Below are 21259 nucleotides of genomic sequence, written 5' to 3' on the forward strand. Positions count from 1 at the left end.
GCTACATAATATAAACAAAGGGATTTTAATGTGAGTATTCATGAAAAAATGGACCGGTATCATCATAGCTTTGGTAGTGCTTATTCTTGTTGCTTACTTTGCTATTGGTTTCTCAATTGAGAATACCTTAAGTAAAAATATAAATTCGATTCCTAAAACCTCTTCATTTAGTGTCCATTTAGATAAATACCACCGCGGCTGGTTTTCCTCACAAGCGAACTTAAGATTTAAGATGCATATCCCTGCACAAAATATAACAGATAAAAATGGGATCACTAAAACGGAACCACCAGCAGATTTTGATGTAGACATCCCTATTTATATCAAACATGGACCTTTTATAGCTACAGATCACGGGATTCGTTTTGGAATAGGTCTTGTCACAACTCAACCTGAAACCCATTATGAAGCATTTATTAATTATCTGAATAAAACCATTTTTAGATATACGCTTCCCTCCTTCGCCATAGAGGGTACGATTGGACAAAATGAAGGAGACTTCAAGTTAAATTGGCAGGGCTTATCTTCTTTGCTCTGTGTTTCTTCTAATCTTGATTATATAGATGGTAATTTAAGATTATTGGGAGTCAAGGGAGCTGCTAATAATCCATCCAATGCGAAGAATAATCTTGTCTTCGATATTGGTGAGATCGCCTATGACTATAAATTTAAACGGCATCAGGACTGGTTATGGCTTGGACACGCTCGTTTTGATATTCCTTCTGTTGCAGTCAATCTCGGTGGTCAAAAGGCATTCGAACTCGCAGGATTTGACTTATCGGCCGGTTCTAATGTTCATGATGGTGTAATGAATATTGATTTTAAACTGTCATTACAAAAGCTATTTACTAATAATCAAAATTATGGACCAGGCACTTTTCACTTGAGTTTTAGAAATCTGGATCCAGAAGTTGCAGCGAAAATCAATCAGCAACAATCAAATATGATTCAAAATAATAGCGACCCCAATCAAGTTACGCTTGCGTTCGTAACGGAACTACCCAAACTCCTTGCCAAAGGGGCAGTATTAGAACTTTCGGAAATGGCTTTGAATGTACCGGAGGGGAAAATTACAGGCAATTTTAAAATGTCACTGCCAAAAAACGAAGGAGGGGACTTGTCTCAGATGATGCAAAAGATGAATGGCGAAGGTCACTTTAAAGCGCCGATAACAACTGTAAAAGCACTTGTGACCGCATCACTTAAGAATAACCTTGCCAACCAGACTCAAGCCACTCCAGATGCCCCAGGAACATTGCCTAACGCAACAAGTCCGGCACAAATCCTCACTAATCCGGATAATGAAGCTGCATCCCAAGCGGACAAAATGTTACAAGATTTTGTTAGTAAAGGATTTTTAAAAATTGAAGGTAGTGATTATGTCCTTACTTTCAAGATAGAAAATCAAAAGATTTTTGTGAATGGACAACCTTTTAATCCTGAGATGTTGAAATAATTTTAGAATAGTTTGCACCCACATTAACATCCAATTTTAGGATAGTGCAGAAAAGCCCATATAACGCATTGATATGGGCTTAGAAATTTTATGAGATCATTGGCATTCTACTGGGCGTATCCTTCGGATCCATGCGTTTAACATAAGTCTCAACCAGTTCAGCCAAAAAATCGATCTTATCTTGCGCAGGAAGATCTGTAGCTAAAACTCCTTGGGTAATGCCTTCAAATATTTGTGTCAGTGGAGTTGTTTGTAAGCGTTTTTCTAATCTACCCTTCTGAGAAGAAGGTTGATTCTCTAGAGCATGACTAATTCCTTGAACTATTGAGGAAATAATGCTCTCTTTTTTAGGCACAAACTGCAATACTACGCCATCATCCTCTACAGAGATTATCTCTGTCTTTTGGTTTTCAGGTACTTTTCTAGAAGGAACTATGACGGTTTTGCTTGGGCTGAAAAATGTAATGACACCCCTTTCTTTTGTAGTTTCTTGTTTTGGAGCTTCAACTTCTTGTTTTGTAGTTCCTTGTTTTGTAACCTCTTCTGTTTTTGCAGGTTTATGGCTTCGAGTAAAGTTAACTTCTAACCAATTGACTAAGCGAGAAGGATTCGCAGTGTGAAGACAAAATTTATTATGAGTACACGGGTCTTCGATATTTTTACCTCTCTCAATGCGAGCAACGTGGTTATCAACAATAAAATATTCTCTTGTTGCTTCAAAAGGAGGCAAAATAGCACCTGGATAAATAACAAAATTATAACCTAACTGCGCTGCCAATAGCATAATAGAAGGACTTTCTTCTTTGAGATAACCTCGAGAACGTTCAATCCATACTCCACGATCCTCATCTTGTTTCGCATGACGCTTCACAAAATCAGTAACTGAGTTATCAATAGCCACTCTAAGGCCATTAACTTCGTCATAATAAGGTAAAATCTCTTTTAATGTTTTATCAAAATCACGCTGAGTTACCCACGTATTCCAACGAACGATCTCGAAATTCTTTCCTTGTTCCAAAGCAAGTTGATTGATAATAGAAATTTTTTCATCCGTTGATGCATGAGGAAACTTGCTTTTGAACTCATCAATATTCATACCTAAAGGACCTAGGAAAGCAGCTAAATTTTTCTCAAAATACGCTTCACCTTCATCTAAAGCACGCCTCTTAAGACTCATTTCTTCGGCGGGAATTGGAGTTTTATCCTTAAGATTATGCCAATAAATCTCATCAGCAATTAAAAAAGTTGTTTTACCTTTAGGACCAGAATAATCAACAGGAGTTTGATGAGTTGCAACAGCTTGTTGCACAATAGCTCCTAAATACTCACCAGCGCAAAACTCATTTCCTACAATACTTAAAAGGACTAAATCTTTTGTAGTCTTTAGAGAAGGGAAACGACTTTTACTATTATCTTTTTTATTTGCTGGATCAAAACTTGCGGTAACAATTTTACCGTCTTTGGGACCTCTAACTTTTGGCATCTACATATTTCCTTCGCGTTTATTTTATCACTTCTGTACGCTATCGATTCATTCATCTTTAAAATTATCTAAAATTATGATATTACGTACGTAAATTAGTGTTTTTTAGATTACTAAAATCAAAATCATTAAATTTCCAATCGAAAATAGCTATAGTATAATTCATTTTGAAGAAAAAATAACCATTTTTTTCATAAATAGTTTATAATATCCTCACATATTATTTATAAGAGACAGCTCATTTGACGGTGTACTATACTCTTCTCAAGGAAGTCCATTATTATACTGTCTACAGAAGTTACAAGAATATTTCTACTTAATAATGCATCATCTCGCTTATTAAGATTATTTATACGGTGAAAAATGGATTCTAAAAAGATAAAAGAATTACACGACATTATTAATCAAAAAAATGCGGAAATTCATCAATTAACGCTTTCTCTTGAAGAGGAAAGATTAAAATTTAATCATGAATTACAAGCTGTTCATGATTATTATGAAAATATAATTGCTTTAATGCCAGGACATGTTTATTGGTTAGATAAGAATAATATATTTTTAGGTTGTAACGACGCACAAGCTAAAAGTGCACGTTTGAAATCAAGAAAAGATATCGTTGGAAAGACCAATTATGACATGCCGTGGAAAGATCAGGCAGAAGAGTTAAATAAACTCAATACGTTAGTAATGGAAACTGGCATACCCCATACGGCTGAAGAATATGCGGTCATGACTAATGGAATGGGCATTTATTATTCCCAAAAAGTTCCTCTACGCAATCAAAAAAATGAGATTATTGGTGTTTTAGGTATTTCGCTTGATATCACAGAGCGAAAAAAAATGGAAGTCGCGTTGCGTCGTGCCAAGGAAAACGCGGAAGTTGCTAACCAGGCGAAAACTGAATTCATAGAAAATATGAGCCATGATATTTATACTCCATTAAGCGGTATTGTTGGGATGTCGCGACTTTTAGAAGAGAAAGCCGAAGATCCTGAAAGAAAACAATATGCACGCTGGATTCATGAAAGTAGTGAACAATTACTGGATTTGCTCAACGGAGTAATGGAGATCGTTACCGCAGATAACCTCAGAGAAAGTGATGTACATGAGGAGTTATTCGAATTACGCAAGAACATTAAAGATATTGCACATCTTGTTCAACCAACCCTGGAAATGAAGAAAATTCAATTGAATATTGAAATTGATGAAACAACGCCAAATAGTTTTATCACTGATGGTACGAAATTACATCGAGTTTTGTTAAATCTTGTAGGAAATGCAATTAAATTCACTGACACCGGTGTCGTTACAATTAAAGTAGAAACCCTTTCTCACGAAAACAGTTATGCACAAATTCGATTTAGTGTAATCGATACAGGAATTGGTATACCTCCTGAATTGAAAAATAAGATTTTTGATCGTTTCTTCCGCGCTATCCCTTCTTATAAAAGCCAGCATAGCGGTTATGGGGTCGGCCTTCACGTGGCCCAAAAATACTTAAGCCTATTAGGTGGAGAAATAAATCTAGAAAGTGAAGTTGGAAAAGGCTCCTCTTTTTATTTTACCCTTACCATGAAAATTGGATACAATGAGAGCAATTCCTCTCTCTATGGGACGAGTGAAGCTAAATTACAGCAAGAGAAAACAGGAGCCAATTCACCGCTAATTTTACTTGTAGAAGATAATATTATCTCCCTGCATATGCTTGAAAATGTTGCAGAGCAAGCTAATTATCCGTTTTACTCAGCGATTGATGGTGAACATGCTTTAGAGTTGCTGGAAACAAATGATTTTGACTTAATCATTACAGATATAGGCATATCCAACAGTGAAGATAAGAACCTCATTCAATGCATTCGCGAGCTAGAAAAACAAACGCAGAGAAATGCTATACCAATCATTGGCCTAACTACCAATACCTCGGGTAAGGTAGAAGATGAACTTTTGCGTTCTGAAATGAATAAAGTGTTGACCAAACCCATTCATTTAAAAATGCTACAGGAAGTAGTCAATGGTCTCAATTTATCCTCTTCAAAAGAAGAAAATAATTTTAGCTAAAAATCTAAAAATGCGGCCCGTATGCAGCACCGAGGCAACATCCAAAATCCTGCGTTATACCCGCCTAGGATCGGTGACACGTTGCAAGATTGACCAAAATGGTGTGATTTTAGAGCACCGAAACCAGCATACATGTAGTATGCGAGTACAGAGCACAACAAATCACACCCTGTTCACCAAGCGAGTAGAATTGTCTACAGGCCTTAGCTTATTTTTATGGGATTACAAAATAATTAGAATCGAACGGATAACAAACCCAAGTCAACGATGAACCATGGTAATTAACTTCAAGTGTTGATGTATCTAAAGCAGATAATTCTGGTTGCTTATCTATATAACACACTTGACGTTTTCCATTTACGCTTACATAGTAATAAGATTGTGTGGATTGATAATCACTGGGCACATAGTAAATATTACCTTGTTTTTCCAAGATAATTGGCTGGCCGGTAATTATTATTTTTTCTGCGAAGGAAACTGCATTAAACAGTGTAAGCGAACAAATGATTAATAATAATTTTTTCATAATAATTTCACTCCATGAAATGATTTGAGTCGCCATGAGTAAGTATAGAACAATAATAGTGTGTCCATAATCTATTTTTCATTCATCATAATCACTGAGCGAAATCGCACTTTATTTGACATCATCGCTTCAAAAGCTTTTTCCGCTTGTGCAAGTGGATACTTTTGAATCATAGGACGAATCCCGACCAAAGCACAAAACTTCAATGTTTCTTCGGTGTCGATTGCGCTTCCAGATGGCCATCCTCTAATCGAACGTCTGTTGCCAATAAGCTGAGTCGATATCACTTCAATTGGATCATTAGAAGCTCCTACAATCAGGAGCTCCCCTTTATTTCCAAGACCATTAATTAAAGGAGCAATCGATTTACCACTTGGTGCTGTTGCCAAAATAGCTCGAGCACCACCTAATTTTTGCAATTCAAGAACCACATCATGCTCATCAGAATTTAAATAAATATGAGCCCCTAACTTTTTGGCAAGTTCTTCTTTGTCAGCCCCTGAGGATAGAGCAACTGTTTTAAACCCCATTTTATTAGAAAATTGAATTCCCAGATGCCCTAGTCCCCCCACGCCCTGTATGGCAACCAAATCCCCCGGACGAGCAACACTATGGCGTAGCGCATTAAACGTGGTTACACCGGCACACATTAATGGCGCCGCATCAGCAAAAGAGAGTTCATCAGGGATTGCAACAAGCGCTTCAACTGGAGCTATCATATACTGGGCATATCCACCATCATAATGTAATCCTGTGATTTGATGGTTTTCACATAGAATAAAATCACCATGGCGGCAGGAAACACATTGGCCGCATAAAGCACCTGCCCAGCCTACTCCAACACGCTGACCTGGTTTCCATTGAGTAATATTAGTCCCAACCTCATCAATTACCCCTGCCACCTCATGTCCTGGGATTCTTGGGAATTGAAGATTAGGCCACAAATTTTCTTTCACGAAGACATCCGAATGACAGACACCGCACGCTTCAACTTTGATGCGTACTTGCTTTGCTGTAGGCATCACAATATCTTTTTCAATAGACTCCCATTCTCCTGACTTATTTACTTGCACTGCCTTCATCGTTTTCATTGTTCATTTCCTTATGTAGATCCAATGACATTAATCAATAATTAAAAATTCCCCTTTCCAGATTGTAGATGATTCATGCAAAATGTCACAATCAGGTAGGCTTGTGCTGTTTGGTGTTTTATACATTGAGAAAGTTTATAATCCCTTAATCGCGCCGTGCATTCATGACACACTGCCACTTAATTTAAAAGGAATATTATAATGAATACCCTGGATTGGCTGACAAAACTTATCGCCTTTGATACTACCTCGCGTAATTCCAATTTATCTCTAATAGAAACTTTGGCGAATGCTTTGAATGATTATCAGATTAATCCCATTTTAATCCATGACAACAAAGGGCTTAAAGCAAATTTACTCGCCTCTATCCCCGATCATCATGGTCGACTTGAGGGGGGACTTATTTTGTCGGGTCATACAGATGTAGTGCCTGTTGACGGGCAAACTTGGGCTAGCGATCCATTTCAGGCAACAATTAAAGACAAAAAAATATATGGAAGAGGGGCATGTGACATGAAAGGTTTCATTGCAGTAGTGATGAACCTTATTCCCCAATTGAAAGCACTTAACCTCAAATTCCCAGTGCATTTTGCTTTCTCATATGATGAAGAAATTGGTTGTCTTGGCGCACCGAGTCTCATTGAAAAAATGACGCAATTAAATTATAAACCCAAGGCATGTATTGTGGGTGAACCAACCTCCATGCAACCTGTAATTGGACATAAGGGAATACAATGCTATCGTTGTCAGATTCACGGCGTGGCCGCTCATTCATCACTGACGCCTCAAGGATGTAATGCAATAGAGCATGCCGCATCATTTATTACTTATCTTCGTAACATGGCTCACCAGTTTAAATCTCAAGGAAATCGGGATGAATCATATGATGTACCTTATACTACGGTATCCACCAATCTCATTCAGGGCGGCAATGCGTACAATACGATTCCCAGTTTGTGTGAATTTGTTTTTGAAATTAGAAATTTAGTGGTTGATAATCCCGAGGATCTTCATCAACAAATAGTTGATTTCATAGATACTGATCTACTCCCTACACTACGTAAAGAGCAATTAAATACGAACGTGATTTTGGAAGCCCTCGCTAAAGCGCCTGGATTGGATACGCCCCTCTCAGAACCAATCGTTCGCGCTGCCCAATCAATTTGTCACAATGAAAAAAAATTAAAGGTTGCTTATGCCACTGAAGCAGGCTTATTTCAACAAGCAAAAATACCCACAATTGTTTGTGGTCCAGGCAGCATTGAGCAGGCTCATCGTGCTAATGAATTCGTTGCTCTTGAACAACTGCATCAGTGTGAACAATTTATTATCAAAATGCTGCAATCATCATTCCTTAAGAACTCAGAATAAACCACGAATCGTTACTGGCCATTATGACATGATAATCCTTTATATCCCATTCCATGAAGAAAATGATCTAATGGTCCATGCACTGCAGTGGAAAGAAATACTTAATGATCAAAAGATACTTATTGTACAACATGGTGAGGCAATTAATTATAAATTAATGGAACATGAACACCTCACCATCTATGTACTTGCTCATGGAATCGATAATTTATTGGAACATTTTCATCTGGCAAGCGCTATTACAAATCAATCTACCCATCTGGGTATCGATAAGATAGCAGAGCGCTTTAACTATGATTTTGTCTATCTACATCACAGGATTGGCAAAATAAAGCTTTATTTTTGTAATAATAAAGGAAACCAACAAACCATAGCACAAAAATTTCACAGACATTTAGTCTTATTCGATGCATTTATTGATTATTATGCCGGAACCCTTTTTTCTCCTTCAGCGGATAAAAAAAAATATTCCCATTGCAATGGCAAATGGTATTCCAGCTCAAATGTGCGCACGACACTGCATAAAAATAAAATTTGCCAAGAAGCGTATGACGAAATAAGTATAAAACAACTGAGTATGCTTAATTTTTTAGCAAGCGCAAAACAAAAACGTATTGATTTAATGCTAAATAGACAAAAAAAGGCACGCCAACAACTTTTTATGCAAAGAAGAAATGAATATCAGAAATCAGATAGTGAAGAGGAAGAGATGCAAACCACAGAATCAAAGCAGCTATCCAGTCGCTACAGATAATCCGGCATTTGCATTAATGCCAATTTATTATCAGCACCGAGTACGTTAACTACTTACCCATACTGTGTGCTTGCGGTAGAAAATCATAAAGTTTTTTATGGTTTATTTTTCCGCTATGGGTCAATGGTATCTTTTCAATAAAATATATTTTTACTGGGATTTTATATTTTGCTATAAATTGGGTTAGATATTGGCTAAGTTCTGCGTCGGTCAATTTCTTTCCCTTTTTTAGTACCACAAATGCGACGGGCACCTCCCCTTCATGAGGATCAGGAATACCTATTACTCCCGCTGCTTCAATTGCGGAATGTTGATAAATCGCAGCCTCAACTTCACCTGGCATTATATTTGAAGTGTTCCGAATGATTATATCTTTAATGCGACCGCTAAAATAATAAATTCCTTGGCTATCTTGCTTTGCACTATCACCCGTTTTAAACCAACCGTCTATAAATGCTTTTTGTGATTCGCCAGGATTATGCCAATAATTCAGCATGAGTATATTTCCCCTTACCAAGATTTCTCCATCTTCCCCTTGCGCTACTTCTTTGCCTGATTTATCCACCAAACGCAGTTGTACTCCGGGAAGAGGTTTACCAATACAGCCACTTTTAGGATTCTCCTCTCGGCAAACTGCCATCCAAATACCCTCGGTCATCCCATAACCAACGTGAATTGGCTTGCCGGCACAGGCAATAAATCGCTTTTGAACTGAGTCAGGCAATACATCCCCCCCGGTATACACCCCACGTAGTGAAGCAAAAGTATCTGAGGTACAACGGCCGGAATCCAAAAGTTTCATCAGCGTATCAATGTGGGGGACAGCCAAAGTGGGTCTGTGTTTCGTTAACCCCTCTAAATAACTATCCAATTGAAAACCATCATAGACCAGAACAGTGCCGCCTCGCGATAAAGTAGAAAAGGTTTCCATAAAGCCGCTTATATGACATTGTGGTTCGCACACGATTATTTTATCTTGCGCAGTAATCGTATCTAAAGCATCCGAAGTTGTGTCTAATATTGCCTCTATTGAGTTCAGCGTATGAACTACCCCTTTGGGCTGCCCAGTGGAGCCTGAAGTATAAAAAATAACCGCAGGGTTATTATTGGTAAGCGCGGATACCTGAAACTCAGTCGATGCATTCATAATTTCTTGAAACAATGAGTATTTATTGGGCGTCTTGTTGCCGCCAACAACAAACACCTCTTTAATACGTGTTGCGGCCAAATTAAGGTCTTCCAATAAAAATAATTTTTCCTCTTCAATAATCAAATAATAAGGCTCTGCATCATGAAGCACTCTTTCCAGTTCAGGTTGGGCATAACGGCGATTTATGGGCATTGCAATACAACCCGTCTTAAAACAGCCTAGATAAATAGAAATGATTTCAACGCTATTAGGAAGCATAAACGCGATACGTTCACCCTTAATGTCTTTTTGAGACAAAAAATTGGCAAAGCGATTTGCTGCATGCTCAAGCTCCTCATAGGAAGTATATGTTTTTTCAAATATAAGTGCAGGCTTGTGTCGATAATTTTTTTCTTGAGAATAAATTAGGTTTTTAGAGAACATGCCCATCATTGTATCCATCGCTCTTCAAATACTTCTGTTAATACTATAGGTTAAAATTTATTTACTTGATATGAGAGATGAATTAATTTATAACCGAGTGTAAAATTTTTAGATAAACGTTCATCTTAAGAATTAAGAAAATCCTTGAATTTCTGCTTGTAACGATGAAAAAACGCACGATGGTTAATAAAAACTTAATAAAACTTTTTTAAACTACCGCCATAAAATTTTATAATTATAGGTGTTCATAATGCCAACCATTCGATTCAGAGAAACTCCCTTAATCCGTGAAATTTTAACAATTTATAAAGATTTGCGTACGAAAATCATGGATGTCACTCACACCAGTCTCGTTGAACTCCCTGTAGAGCATCAAGGCTGGGGCTATACGTTTGGTTTAACCTATAAAGAAGGAGTGATTGAAGGATTGGAATATCCTCAACCTGGCGCCTTATCAAGCATGGCCAGGAGAGTACAAGAACAAAATCACTCAAAAGAAATTAAAAGAAACTGTGATTATTTTAACTTTGTATACAATACGTGTTATCAATACATTGCGGATAATCAAAACCGTTATTTTGGTCGCGCCAATTTGAATGATATTTCGCATGGCAAAGTTATCGCCATGATCTTATTGGCTCACCTTTGTCGCCAGGCCCTGGAAAAACCCGTTCAGGAACAAAACAAATACAAAGAGCGAATTCAACTTTTTACTGTTGAATTACTAAAGCATAAAGACATCCAAAGTACTAGCAGCCAAGATGAGAAACTTCTTTCCTGTAAGTCTGCTCTTGATCGTATATTTTCTGCTTCACAATACGAAGATGCCCTGGATCAAGAAAATAAAATTGATGCTTATTATCAACACATTGAGGACACAACACGAAAATTAAATGAATTGCTTGTTGGTATTGATGACCAAATGCTGCCGTTATTTAGCATGCAAAATCAAATTGATGTGACGCATTTGCAGGAGCTGTTCACAAAAGAAGATAAAACGACGTTCACTCTTACAGAACAAAGGGTGATTCATGACCCATTTGTTGCAGAACTATTTGGCCGACCTGCAGCTTCTTTACAAGAAGATAACTACCTCGCACTTTATAAAGGACTTGATTATCAATTGCCCAATGAGGGTAATTTTTTATGGGAACAATTTGAACACGAACAACGAGAAAACTTGATTAAGTTATTAAGGTTGCGAGATAAATTACACGTATTGCAAAATGAATTAAAAAAACTTCACCAGTTCACCGGCGCAAACAAAATCAGCTACTTTAATGATTTTATTAAATTATCCGAACCTTACTTGAAAGACATTCATCATGTCAAAAGTGAATTAAATGTTTGTTTGGAAAAATTTGAAGCAGATTGTGGTAAGGTTTATCGACAACGAAGTAAATCTTCAAGCTCAGCCCGCAGTTTATGGGAACCTTGTTATTTAGATAAACTTCCCTTAGTTAAAGTACGAACTCATTTTATCAGCGCATCCCAACACATTAGTGCAGCATTTGCGAGTATTCCATTTGATTGCTTTGATGCACTAAAAGAATTCAGTAAAGAAGCCAATGAGGTCGTAAAACGCGGACACACTCTATTGGGTGACGAATTTGATATGGCAAGCAGCTCCTTTCAATCGGATATTTCACGCGCACAAGCAAAAGAATTGAATCGACAGGCTGAGCTTATTTTAGTAAAACAAAAAAGTATCTTGGCTGAGTACGATGAACTGATTTTACAAGCACAGCAATCTCAGGATGAAACAATAAATAAACTGATTGATGTCCTGCAACGTAGACGCGCAGTTGTTGCGCAAATGATCCAGGCTCTTGAATTACAAACTCATGATGTTGCTGAAGAAGAAGGTTTTGTGCTTATTGAGAGCAATAATTTTGAAACCAGAATACTCGAAGAAGAACATCAAACTGCCGGTTTTTTTCAAATTATTAGAAACTACTTATCACGCCCATCAGTGAGTACCCTTGAATATACTGCGTTAAAGAGTGAACTTGAAGAATTAGGCGTCGAATTAAGCGACACTAAAAAAGAAAATTTAAGTTTGAAACAACGTAATGAAGAGCATGGAAAAACTCTTTTGCAAAAAGATGAGGAAATTCGATCTCTTACTGATGAAGTACAGAAAAGAGATGGGAAATTGGAGCTTGTCGCAGATGTAGCGAACGCCATGACATTAGATGCACATAATTCTCGATTATTGATGAAGCACATTACAAACGATCAAACGTCCCAAGTAAAAAAATTATTAAGTGTGGTACATAATATTGAGGCGATTATCCAACAAGGAAAAAACTATCAAAAAGCTTATGAGACAAAAGCTGGCCAATACGATAATTCATTCTTTTTTAGTCATAATGATAATGGCAAAAGACATGCACGTAAGATGATGAGTACATGGGAGCGTGGTGTGCACTCAATGATGAATAAAGCGCTTACTCAAGCACTCGAAAAAGGTGAACATATAGATAGAGCAATAATCCAGGAACTTACCCAATCCCTCTCTGAAGCATTAGTGGACTCAATCGACAATTTAATAATTAATGAAGAGTACAGCAGCTACAAACAACATTCTTTCCGTAATTATCTGCGTTATATGCATCAACAACTCATTACCGCCGATGGACATTTAAATGAAGGTTTAACTGCTAAAAGAAATCCAATTAAAGACGTTGATGCAATTTTTACAACAGTCAATAATTCATTTAATCAAACAGAGTTAGAGGAGTTTGAGCAATCGATTAAGGACTATAAATCATTCAGTATCATTTAGGAACATTTCAGTCTGGCATTGGGAAACATGTTTTCTTATCTGGATTAATTGTTAAAATTTTACTATATATATATAGATTATCCCCTCAAGGAATACTGATGAATAAACATAAGGAAGAGAAAAAACACCCAGAGGTCGCTGATATAGAACATATTTGCGATATTACGCCTAGCAATCCGCAGACAGGAGATGTTTGTGATAAAGTGAATAAACATAAAGACTCTAAGCAAAAAATAAAGTCAAATCCAAAAGCTAAAAAAACTTAACACTAGGGCGAAATTAATTTTCTACAATACTATTTGATCAAAAAATAATCTTATCCCAGGCTCCATAAGAAGAGTGGATTTTTCCTCGCGGAATGGATAAGAAGAATAGAAGAACGCCACTAACCAGACTTGCAAAAATACTCCATGCTGATGCATGATAAATAAATGGTGTAATAAACAAAGCGACAGCTAAAAATAAGTTAAGTAGGCGCAAAATACGGACTGTTTCAGCTAATGCTGTTATGGTTATTGTTATGATAAGACAGCCAATGAGATGATCACTATTAGCCATTGGACCCGTTGTCTCCAAAGTAATACGTGTAAACATTAACCAGATACCAATGAGTATGCATCCTATTAAATTCCAAGGTAAAGTGATGCCACCACTCAACATTTCTCGCAGAATTATTTTAGGCGATTGCTCAAAGTCATCCACTCCTTTCCTAGATTGAGCTGTCTCATCATCTCGATCACCAACAAATAAAATTCTCAATAATGGCCTGCCCGCTTTCCATCTTCGCCAAAGAAAAGCACTCGTTGCAATTAACTCATCAAAAGAATAGGGGACTTGAATAAGCATGGCAACTGCAGCGATTAGACATAAGGTACACCATGTATTTAAAAGAATAGGTTGGATGACAATAAAGGAAATAGAGACTATTCCTAATGGTACAATCATAATACCAAACAAAAGCACCAGCCATGGCATCGTACGCCAACGATTTGAGCCTCCAATAATACCCGTTAAAATTTCTAAAATATAAACTGCTGCACCTAGCCCTGCATCTGGGACTGGAAATGCTTTAGATATAGAAGATGTAATAATTTCTTCGGTTCCATTTTTTGCATCAGGTAAATATCCCATAAAAAATGGTTCCCAGACATGATCAATATGACCGAGTTGATAAGCCGTCATATATCGTGAAATAAAAAAACCAATATAAGCCAAAATTATTATCGGCAATCGCTGGAACCAACTTGAAGGCGAAAAATCCCATCCAGGAGGAATGATCGGCCCTTCTAAAGCAGCATTAGGTGCTACACCTAAGTCAGGCCGAACTATTATAGAAAAACCAACAATTAGGGTGCCAATAAGCGTATCATTTAAATACGCAGCAGCAGTAGGTGCCCAAAAAACCAAAGGGGCAAATATTAACCACAGGCCAATTAAAGCACAAACCCATCGAGCTGATGATAAACGCCAGGATAAGCTTAAAAATGCAAAGAAAATAAGGGCACTACCACTAATAATATCACTTAATATTAGAGGATAAGATGTATATCCTAAGGATGCTGGCGAAGTAATTAGCCAGAATCCAAAACCCATATTTAAAAAATGTGCCCATAGGTTTTGCTGGTGTTGTTTGCGGAAGTTACTTTCGTAAAGGGAGCGTATTTTCTCTGGATTATGCTTAATGGCAGCCATCCAGTCTGGTTGGATTACTCTGTTTTTTTTATACCAAATTTCAGGATCAGCCTTCAAAGAGTCGATAATTTTAGGAAGGGTTTCTTCAATTGAATGTTTGGGTTCCCAATGAAGATGTTTTTTTGCTTTAGTAATATCTAAAGCATAATGATCTGAAGCAAGGTCTATCATAAATGAACGAATAAATGGTTTTTCTCCCTGATCAAAATCATCAGGTATCAATGGTTCTGCCTGATGCTCAAGCCAAGCGCCTGCTTTAGCGACAGTATAGGGTACTTTGTAGAGAGAAGATTGTTCCCCATGAATTAATTGAGCTATACGATTTTGCAATTTCCTATAGCTGAGCGTTTTGGGTTCTCCTGCTAAAATAATTTCCTTTTGCGGTAATTCATTACGATAAAAAAGAGCTTTTTTAAAAAGCTCTATCAAGTCTTTCTGATGAATAAATGACTGACCCACATTTAAATCTCCCGCGTATAAATGGCTTTTAATATCCCGTTCATAGGTTCGAGCAATTTGGTTAGCGAGTGTTGGGGCACTGGTCACGTCGTCATATAAACCTGCCAAGCGCAAAATCAGATAAGGTATTTTTCCATGATATTTTTTAATTACTTTTTCCGCTTCTAATTTGGATTTTGGATAGGACCATTTCGGCAGGAGAGGAGCATTTTCATTAATGGTCTCTCCTAAAATACAAGGTTCATGTACGAGCATGGTACTAGCATAGATAAATCGTTCTACCTCAAAATCTTGTAATGCCAGAAGTAAATTTTTTGTACCATTTACATTTACAGCCTGGTACAAAGAAGACTCTTCACCCGTAAAATCAAAATAGGCTGCAAGATGAATCACAGCGGCAATTTTATTTCCATATTTTTCTTTAAATAACCGAAAAGATAAAGCTAAAGAGATATCTGATGTAATATCACAGGGAATCTCACAAGCATCTTTATCTTGGTCAAAACCTACAATTTTATAAGAATTTCGTAATGCACATGCAAGCGCAGTTCCTATTTTGCCACTAGACCCCGTAATAATGACAATGGGCTTATCTGCTTTCTTGACCATATGAAAATTCCTTTTTCATAAAACTAACTCGGTTTAACGATTAATTTAATTAATTCTGCATAGGCTTCATATGAATTATATATGTGTTTCACATCTTTATTAAAAAGTTAAGCACGAGTCAAAAATCTTCTTAATATCTTAATCATAGTACATAGTATTGGATAAGGGTATTAACGAGATTCCCTTGGGCGTCCTTTATCCATTTAATATATAATGACTCAAAGGTACTCTCTACTGTGGCAAAAAAAGTAAAGCCATAATTTTCATAAAGGGACATTAATGAAATCAAAACTATTGAACTTCTTTTCAGAATTACGTGCAAGCTATTGGTATATTCCTCTACTTATGTGTGTGGTTTCTTTATTGCTATCCATTTTAACATTACGCCTGGACTACTTATTTGATTGGAATTGGCTAGAAAGATGGGGCTGGTTTCATGCAAGTAATCCTGAGGGGGCCCGAACTATTTTATCCTCAATTGCCACTTCCATGATTACTGTAGCAGGAGTTACTTTTTCTATGACAATTGTAGCAGTAGCTTTTGCTGGAAGCCAGATAGGTCCTCGTCTCACTACAAATTTCATGAGGGATAGGGCAAACCAAATTACACTCGGAACTTTTATTGCCACCTTCTTATTCTGTCTGTTTATTTTACTGGCTCTTTTTAATGCAAATAAAAATGATATTCCACAAGCTGATGAATTAGTTTTTATCCCTCAGATATCGTTACTTGTTGCTATTATCCTAACTCTAAGCAGTATCCTCGTTTTGATTTATTTTATTCATCACATTCCTGAAAGTATTAATATGTCCAATGTAATTGCTCAAGTAGGTGAAGAACTAAATCGCCAAATAAACTCCCAATTTCCTATGAATATAGGTAATGAAAATGCTAATCTATCAATAAACTTAACTCAAAATACTCTAAAAAAAACGACTGTTGTTGCCCCCAACCAAGGATATATTCGCATTTTAGATGGAAACTCTCTTATTGATATCGCCACAAAAAATGATTTAATTATTCAGTTAGAAGCTAGACCTGGAGATTATATAACTGAAGACTCAACACTATTAGTTATTTATTCGTCTCAAACAATTGACGACTTCATCTGTAAACAATGTATTGATGCATTCGCATTGGGTCATAAACGTAATCAGGAGCAAGACCCACTCTTTCTTGTAGATGAAATGGTCGAAATTATAGCTCGGGCGTTATCACCTGGTATTAATGATCCGTTCACCGCAATGAATTGTTTGGATTGGCTGCAATCGAGTATACAAAAACTATCAAAGATCAATCAGCCTTCTGCGTATCGCTGTGATACAAAGAATAAATTACGATTAATTACAAAGCCAATTACGTTTCCAGAATTTTGTGACCTTGTATTTAACAGAGTTCAACCTTATGTATGTAGAGATAGAAATACGACATTCCATATGATGAAAATGATTGTATCGATACATAAAAACATAACGAATCAACAACATAAAATTATTTTAATATCTTATGCAACATCGCTAAAAGACGTGGCAAATAAAAGCCTTTCTATTGAAGAGGATCATAAAAAACTTTTAAGCCTGTATGAGCAATATTTCCTTAATTAAAAGAATGGGTATATGAAACAGAACTTTTAGATTGAAATATGCAAAGATATCACGTTTAATTAGTTGCTGTTATATTGAGATGACAACTGATTTGACTAGTCTAACTAAAGAATTTTCAGCATCTGATGTTGTATACTCAGTTTATAAAACATGGGTAATATATTGAATAAATATTCGAAACCGATTAGAAATATACTTCTGCTGGCACTAGGATTATTTTCTCAAGATAGAGTACAGAATAATAGATTGGGTAAGAATAATCCAAAAATTTGGCTATGAGATGCTAAGCAAAAAGAATAAAAAAGCTGTGCGTACGAAGAAATACGTGAACATATGAAATTTTCCTTAATTGAAGGACTCGCTATTGTCAACGGAAAAAGCAGGATCGCAAAATGTATCAACCTCTTATTTTGTTTATTATATTAGTTATTACAATAGCTTTATTTGTGTGGGGGTATTGGCGTTATGATTTCGTCGCATTATTTGCATTAGTTTTATCGGTATTAACAGGCATAGTACCAGCAAAACAAGCTTTTTCCGGATTTAGCAATCCCGCTGTCATTACAGTAGGTTGTGTCATGATTTTAACTTACGCTATTACACAATCTGGAGTGTTAAATGTCTTGTTAACCAAACTAGAATTTTTATTTAAAAAACCGCTTCTTCACATCAGTTTATTTACAACCACTATTGCAATTATGTCGGCATTTATGAATAACGTCGGAGCATTGGGACTCATGATGCCAATCGCCATTCAATCTTTTATTAAGCAACAGACCTCTCCTTCTATTATCTTAATGCCAATTGCATTCAGTTCAGTCCTCGGGGGATTGATGACCCTCATTGGTACGCCGCCTAATTTGCTGATTTCATCTTACAGAGAAGAAATCATCGGCACCCCTTACACCATGTTTGATTTTTTTCCTGTTGGACTAGCCATTGCATTTTTTGGCATACTGTTTATTTCGTTGATTGGATGGAGACTTGTTCCGTCACGACAAAAAAATAACAAAACAGATGATTTATTCCAAATGTCAGATTACATGACGGAAATCAAAGTTCTAAAAAACTCTCCATTTTGCGATAAAACTATCAAAGAGTTTCTGGCAGGAACCCAAGCTGATTTTGATCTCATTGCTATGAGTCACAGAGGTAAGAAAAAATTTTCTTTTAGTAAGAAAGACATTATCCGGAAAAATGATATTTTAATCATAGAAGCGTCACCCGATAACTTGGAAAAAATTCTCGAATCAAGCCAGTTCATATTAGCGGGAGATAAACCATTTTCCTCAAAAAAATTATCAGATAGCGACATTATTATCATGGAGGCAGTTGTTCCCCCTGGCTCCAACATGGTAGGTCGCTCTGCGGCCATGGCCAACCTTCGTTATCGTCACTCCATTAATTTGCTTGCCCTCTCAAGAAAAGGTATTTCCTTCAGACAAAAATTAAATGATATTCGATTCGCTGCAGGAGATGTAATACTCTTGCAAGGAAATGTTGAAACCTTACGCGAAACAATTGTCGATCTGGGACTTTTACCCCTAGCCGAACGTGACGTCAAGATTGGATTATCACAAAAGAACCTTTTGCCTTTATTATTTTATGTTGCAGCCATTATTTTAGCAGCGCTACAGGTTTTACCTATTACTATTTCTTTTCTTTGTGCCGTGCTTGCGGTGGTTATTTTTAAAGCCATGCCGCTGCACAACTTATATCGGAGCATTGACTCATCTGTGCTGTTATTATTGGCGGCCATCATTCCAATTGGGGGAGCCATTGAAACCACTGGAACTGCAGACCTTATTTCAAATGCCTTTATTCAAATAGCTGGCCAGCATTCGCCAGTAGTTGCACTGATTGCAGTTTTGATTGTAACCATGACCCTGTCAGATTTCATGAATAATGCTGCAACTGCCATAGTCATGGCACCAATTGCCCTTAATATTGCACGCTCCGCACATGTGAATATAGATACTTTTTTAATGGCTGTTGCAATCGGCGCATCCTGTTCTTTCCTCACCCCTATTGCTCATCAAAATAATACGATGGTCATGGGGCCAGGAGGTTATCACTTTTTTGATTATGCTCGCTTAGGACTTATTCTTGAAATCATTATTGTAGTAATAGGAGTCCCTGCTCTATTGTGGATTTGGCCATTACATTAAAAAATCGATGTCTTATAAAATTCAAAACATATATATTTTAAGTCAACTTATCGACAATTAAACTGGGATTTAGCTGCTAAAAGAAATCCAATTAAAGACGTTGATGCAATTTTTACAACAGTCCATAATTCATTTGATCAAACTGAATTAGAAGAGTTTGAGCAATCGATATAAATCATTCAGTCTCTAGGAACGTTTAATTAAATATTAAAATCAGTCCAAGTCACTTTGGCTTGGCTGGGTATCCCGAAATATCGAATTTAGATCATTTTGATTGAAATGAGTACACAGCTCAGGTATAATTTTCCGGACTTCTTGGAGCAGAGTAATCATGAAATATAACGTCCAAAATAATCAAGCACTGGATTTTTGTATGTCAGTGGAGTTGAGCGACTGTCAGGACATCATTGTATATTCACCACTATATGACAAAAAAGCAAAAGAAATTTATTATAATCAAGCTGATTTCACCAATATAAATTCTAGTAATAACGAATTCTTAGATATCCTTGGTTTTTTTAATGATTCTCGTTCAGCAGTTGCTGTTTTTAAACTGGGTGGGGGTGTATTTCATTACTTTATGATTCAAAAAGAATGTGTAAACAATCAGAACTTCTACCGCATTTTACAAGCTTATGATGAAGAGTACTCCCTGCAAGACTGGTTGCAACCAGCTAGAAAATGGAGCACCACAGCAAAGGAAAAATTTGGGAAAGGGCAATGGCTATCCCAGGAACAAATACAAGAATTCGTTCTTAATTTAAAAAGAATTTGTCAAGACGATGAAGAAGCTTATTTCAGCAATTTTGGAGTAAAAACTACCTTTACGGATTCTGTCTTTATTTCTGTAAACCATTTTTTAAAGAAATTCGATTGCCAGGAACAGATTACTGTTACATTGAATCCTCCCACGCCAGTCTCCTCTGCATTAACGGAAAACAGCATGTTTACAAAACCTGGATTTGAAAACAAAACGGATAATACTCCACGGATAAACCATACGCTGTGAGAAAAAACCGTGACAAAAGGATTGTCGCACTTGGAGTTAAAATGCGCCCCGCGATTATTTTTTATAACTCATTGAGTTTATTGATAGGCCGTATAGGGTTCGAACCTATGACCAAGAGATTAAGAGTCTCCTGCTCTACCAGCTGAGCTAACGGCCCGTTTTTAAAATGAATTGCAAAGAGAATTGTTAAACATCTACCATGTCAACTACACTTAAATAGTAGCTGATATCGATAAATTTTCCAACCCTATCTCTGTACTTAAAATTGTTTTGGATATGGTTGATTTTTAACATTTATTTAGATAAAGGCTGGATTGGACAAGTTCAGCCTGACATTGTTTTTTCTTAATCAGGGCATTCATTCTACTCAGCACGTACAGCTAGTAGATTGAGGCAATTTTGACCTGAGGTAACGTCAGCTTTTGACCTCCACTAATTTTTTCGTCTACGTACCGCGCTTAATTTCTTCGCCTACATACCGCGCTTTATGCGCGGTATCCAGGGGATCTTGCTATAGGAATGCTCAACCGCATCTTAAAATCTCGTTATGGATACCGCGCATAAAGCGCGGTATGTAGAGAAATTTAAACAGTACATAGAGAAATTTAAGCAGTACG

The 21259-nt window shown here is 36.8% G+C and carries 14 protein-coding genes and 1 tRNA gene; 9 read left to right on the forward strand and 6 right to left on the reverse strand.

The annotated features are described in order from the left end of the window. Window positions 1–40: 40 nt before the first annotated feature. Window positions 41–1456, forward strand: coding sequence for a YdgA family protein (locus tag LXO92_RS14420; RefSeq protein ID WP_232891217.1), 1416 nt, complete (start codon window positions 41–43; stop codon window positions 1454–1456). A gap of 88 nt (window positions 1457–1544) precedes the next feature. Here the strand turns inward: LXO92_RS14420 and LXO92_RS14425 are convergent, their stop codons facing one another. Then, a complete protein-coding gene (locus LXO92_RS14425) occupies window positions 1545–2939 on the reverse strand; it encodes a hypothetical protein (protein WP_182350230.1) in 1395 nt (464 codons plus the stop codon). A gap of 363 nt (window positions 2940–3302) precedes the next feature. On the opposite strand from LXO92_RS14425, the gene LXO92_RS14430 reads away from it, so the two are divergent. Continuing rightward, window positions 3303–4997, forward strand: a complete 1695-nt coding sequence (locus tag LXO92_RS14430) for an ATP-binding protein (RefSeq protein WP_182350231.1) — start codon at window positions 3303–3305, stop codon at window positions 4995–4997. Window positions 4998–5211: 214 nt separating this feature from the next. Here the strand turns inward: LXO92_RS14430 and LXO92_RS14435 are convergent, their stop codons facing one another. Both LXO92_RS14435 and LXO92_RS14440 read right to left on the reverse strand, forming a co-directional pair. Then, window positions 5212–5523: a hypothetical protein gene (locus LXO92_RS14435; RefSeq protein ID WP_232891218.1), complete on the reverse strand. Its 312-nt coding sequence runs from the start codon at window positions 5521–5523 to the stop codon at window positions 5212–5214. 71 nt (window positions 5524–5594) lie between these two features. Continuing rightward, a complete protein-coding gene (locus LXO92_RS14440) occupies window positions 5595–6614 on the reverse strand; it encodes an alcohol dehydrogenase (protein ID WP_232891219.1) in 1020 nt (339 codons plus the stop codon). Window positions 6615–6815: 201 nt separating this feature from the next. On the opposite strand from LXO92_RS14440, the gene argE reads away from it, so the two are divergent. Then, window positions 6816–7985, forward strand: coding sequence for an acetylornithine deacetylase (gene argE / locus LXO92_RS14445; RefSeq protein WP_232891220.1), 1170 nt, complete (start codon window positions 6816–6818; stop codon window positions 7983–7985). A gap of 28 nt (window positions 7986–8013) precedes the next feature. Then, window positions 8014–8739, forward strand: a complete 726-nt coding sequence (locus LXO92_RS14450) for a hypothetical protein (RefSeq protein WP_232891221.1) — start codon at window positions 8014–8016, stop codon at window positions 8737–8739. A 49-nt stretch (window positions 8740–8788) separates the two neighbouring features. On the opposite strand, the gene LXO92_RS14455 is transcribed toward LXO92_RS14450, so the two are convergent. Continuing rightward, entirely contained in the window at window positions 8789–10312 is a 1524-nt protein-coding gene (locus LXO92_RS14455) for a class I adenylate-forming enzyme family protein (protein WP_232891222.1), read from the reverse strand. Between the two features lie 250 nt (window positions 10313–10562). Here LXO92_RS14455 and LXO92_RS14460 point away from each other — a divergent pair, with 250 nt between their 5' ends. Beyond that, window positions 10563–13100, forward strand: a complete 2538-nt coding sequence (locus LXO92_RS14460; RefSeq protein WP_232891223.1) for a coiled-coil domain-containing protein — start codon at window positions 10563–10565, stop codon at window positions 13098–13100. Window positions 13101–13198: 98 nt separating this feature from the next. Then, window positions 13199–13366 carry a hypothetical protein gene (locus tag LXO92_RS14465; RefSeq protein WP_182350237.1) on the forward strand — a complete coding sequence of 56 codons (168 nt, stop codon included), beginning with the start codon at window positions 13199–13201 and terminating at the stop codon, window positions 13364–13366. Between the two features lie 37 nt (window positions 13367–13403). Here LXO92_RS14465 and LXO92_RS14470 read toward each other — a convergent pair whose 3' ends face one another. Continuing rightward, entirely contained in the window at window positions 13404–15860 is a 2457-nt protein-coding gene (locus tag LXO92_RS14470; RefSeq protein ID WP_182350238.1) for a vitamin K epoxide reductase family protein, read from the reverse strand. A 279-nt stretch (window positions 15861–16139) separates the two neighbouring features. Here LXO92_RS14470 and LXO92_RS14475 point away from each other — a divergent pair, with 279 nt between their 5' ends. The 3 genes from LXO92_RS14475 (at window position 16140) to LXO92_RS14485 (ending at window position 20642) form a co-directional block, all read left to right on the forward strand. After that, on the forward strand, window positions 16140–17465 hold the full coding sequence (locus LXO92_RS14475; protein WP_182350239.1) for a DUF2254 domain-containing protein: 1326 nt from the start codon (window positions 16140–16142) through the stop codon (window positions 17463–17465). Between the two features lie 392 nt (window positions 17466–17857). Continuing rightward, the gene (locus tag LXO92_RS14480; protein WP_182350240.1) at window positions 17858–19633 is read left to right on the forward strand and encodes an SLC13 family permease; all 1776 of its coding nucleotides are present in this window, start codon (window positions 17858–17860) and stop codon (window positions 19631–19633) included. A 331-nt stretch (window positions 19634–19964) separates the two neighbouring features. After that, complete coding sequence (locus LXO92_RS14485; protein ID WP_182350241.1) at window positions 19965–20642, forward strand: hypothetical protein; 678 nt, start codon at window positions 19965–19967, stop codon at window positions 20640–20642. Window positions 20643–20726: 84 nt separating this feature from the next. On the opposite strand, the gene LXO92_RS14490 is transcribed toward LXO92_RS14485, so the two are convergent. Continuing rightward, window positions 20727–20799 (reverse strand) — tRNA-Lys (locus tag LXO92_RS14490). Window positions 20800–21259 lie beyond the last annotated feature (460 nt).

This window comes from Legionella resiliens (assembly GCF_021344005.1).
In the GTDB taxonomy this organism is placed as follows: Bacteria; Pseudomonadota; Gammaproteobacteria; order Legionellales; family Legionellaceae; genus Legionella; species Legionella resiliens.

What these genes read in the sequence shown, in the direction of transcription:
- LXO92_RS14450 (WP_232891221.1), top strand. Translation starts at nt 8,014, where the DNA reads ATGATAATCCTTTATATCCCATTCCATGAAGAAAATGATCTAATGGTC.
- LXO92_RS14440 (WP_232891219.1), bottom strand. Translation starts at nt 6,614, where the DNA reads ATGAAAACGATGAAGGCAGTGCAAGTAAATAAGTCAGGAGAATGGGAG.
- LXO92_RS14420 (WP_232891217.1), top strand. Translation starts at nt 41, where the DNA reads ATGAAAAAATGGACCGGTATCATCATAGCTTTGGTAGTGCTTATTCTT.
- LXO92_RS14460 (WP_232891223.1), top strand. Translation starts at nt 10,563, where the DNA reads ATGCCAACCATTCGATTCAGAGAAACTCCCTTAATCCGTGAAATTTTA.
- LXO92_RS14455 (WP_232891222.1), bottom strand. Translation starts at nt 10,312, where the DNA reads ATGTTCTCTAAAAACCTAATTTATTCTCAAGAAAAAAATTATCGACAC.
- LXO92_RS14480 (WP_182350240.1), top strand. Translation starts at nt 17,858, where the DNA reads ATGTATCAACCTCTTATTTTGTTTATTATATTAGTTATTACAATAGCT.
- LXO92_RS14470 (WP_182350238.1), bottom strand. Translation starts at nt 15,860, where the DNA reads ATGGTCAAGAAAGCAGATAAGCCCATTGTCATTATTACGGGGTCTAGT.
- argE (WP_232891220.1), top strand. Translation starts at nt 6,816, where the DNA reads ATGAATACCCTGGATTGGCTGACAAAACTTATCGCCTTTGATACTACC.
- LXO92_RS14485 (WP_182350241.1), top strand. Translation starts at nt 19,965, where the DNA reads ATGAAATATAACGTCCAAAATAATCAAGCACTGGATTTTTGTATGTCA.
- LXO92_RS14435 (WP_232891218.1), bottom strand. Translation starts at nt 5,523, where the DNA reads ATGAAAAAATTATTATTAATCATTTGTTCGCTTACACTGTTTAATGCA.
- LXO92_RS14465 (WP_182350237.1), top strand. Translation starts at nt 13,199, where the DNA reads ATGAATAAACATAAGGAAGAGAAAAAACACCCAGAGGTCGCTGATATA.
- LXO92_RS14430 (WP_182350231.1), top strand. Translation starts at nt 3,303, where the DNA reads ATGGATTCTAAAAAGATAAAAGAATTACACGACATTATTAATCAAAAA.
- LXO92_RS14425 (WP_182350230.1), bottom strand. Translation starts at nt 2,939, where the DNA reads ATGCCAAAAGTTAGAGGTCCCAAAGACGGTAAAATTGTTACCGCAAGT.
- LXO92_RS14475 (WP_182350239.1), top strand. Translation starts at nt 16,140, where the DNA reads ATGAAATCAAAACTATTGAACTTCTTTTCAGAATTACGTGCAAGCTAT.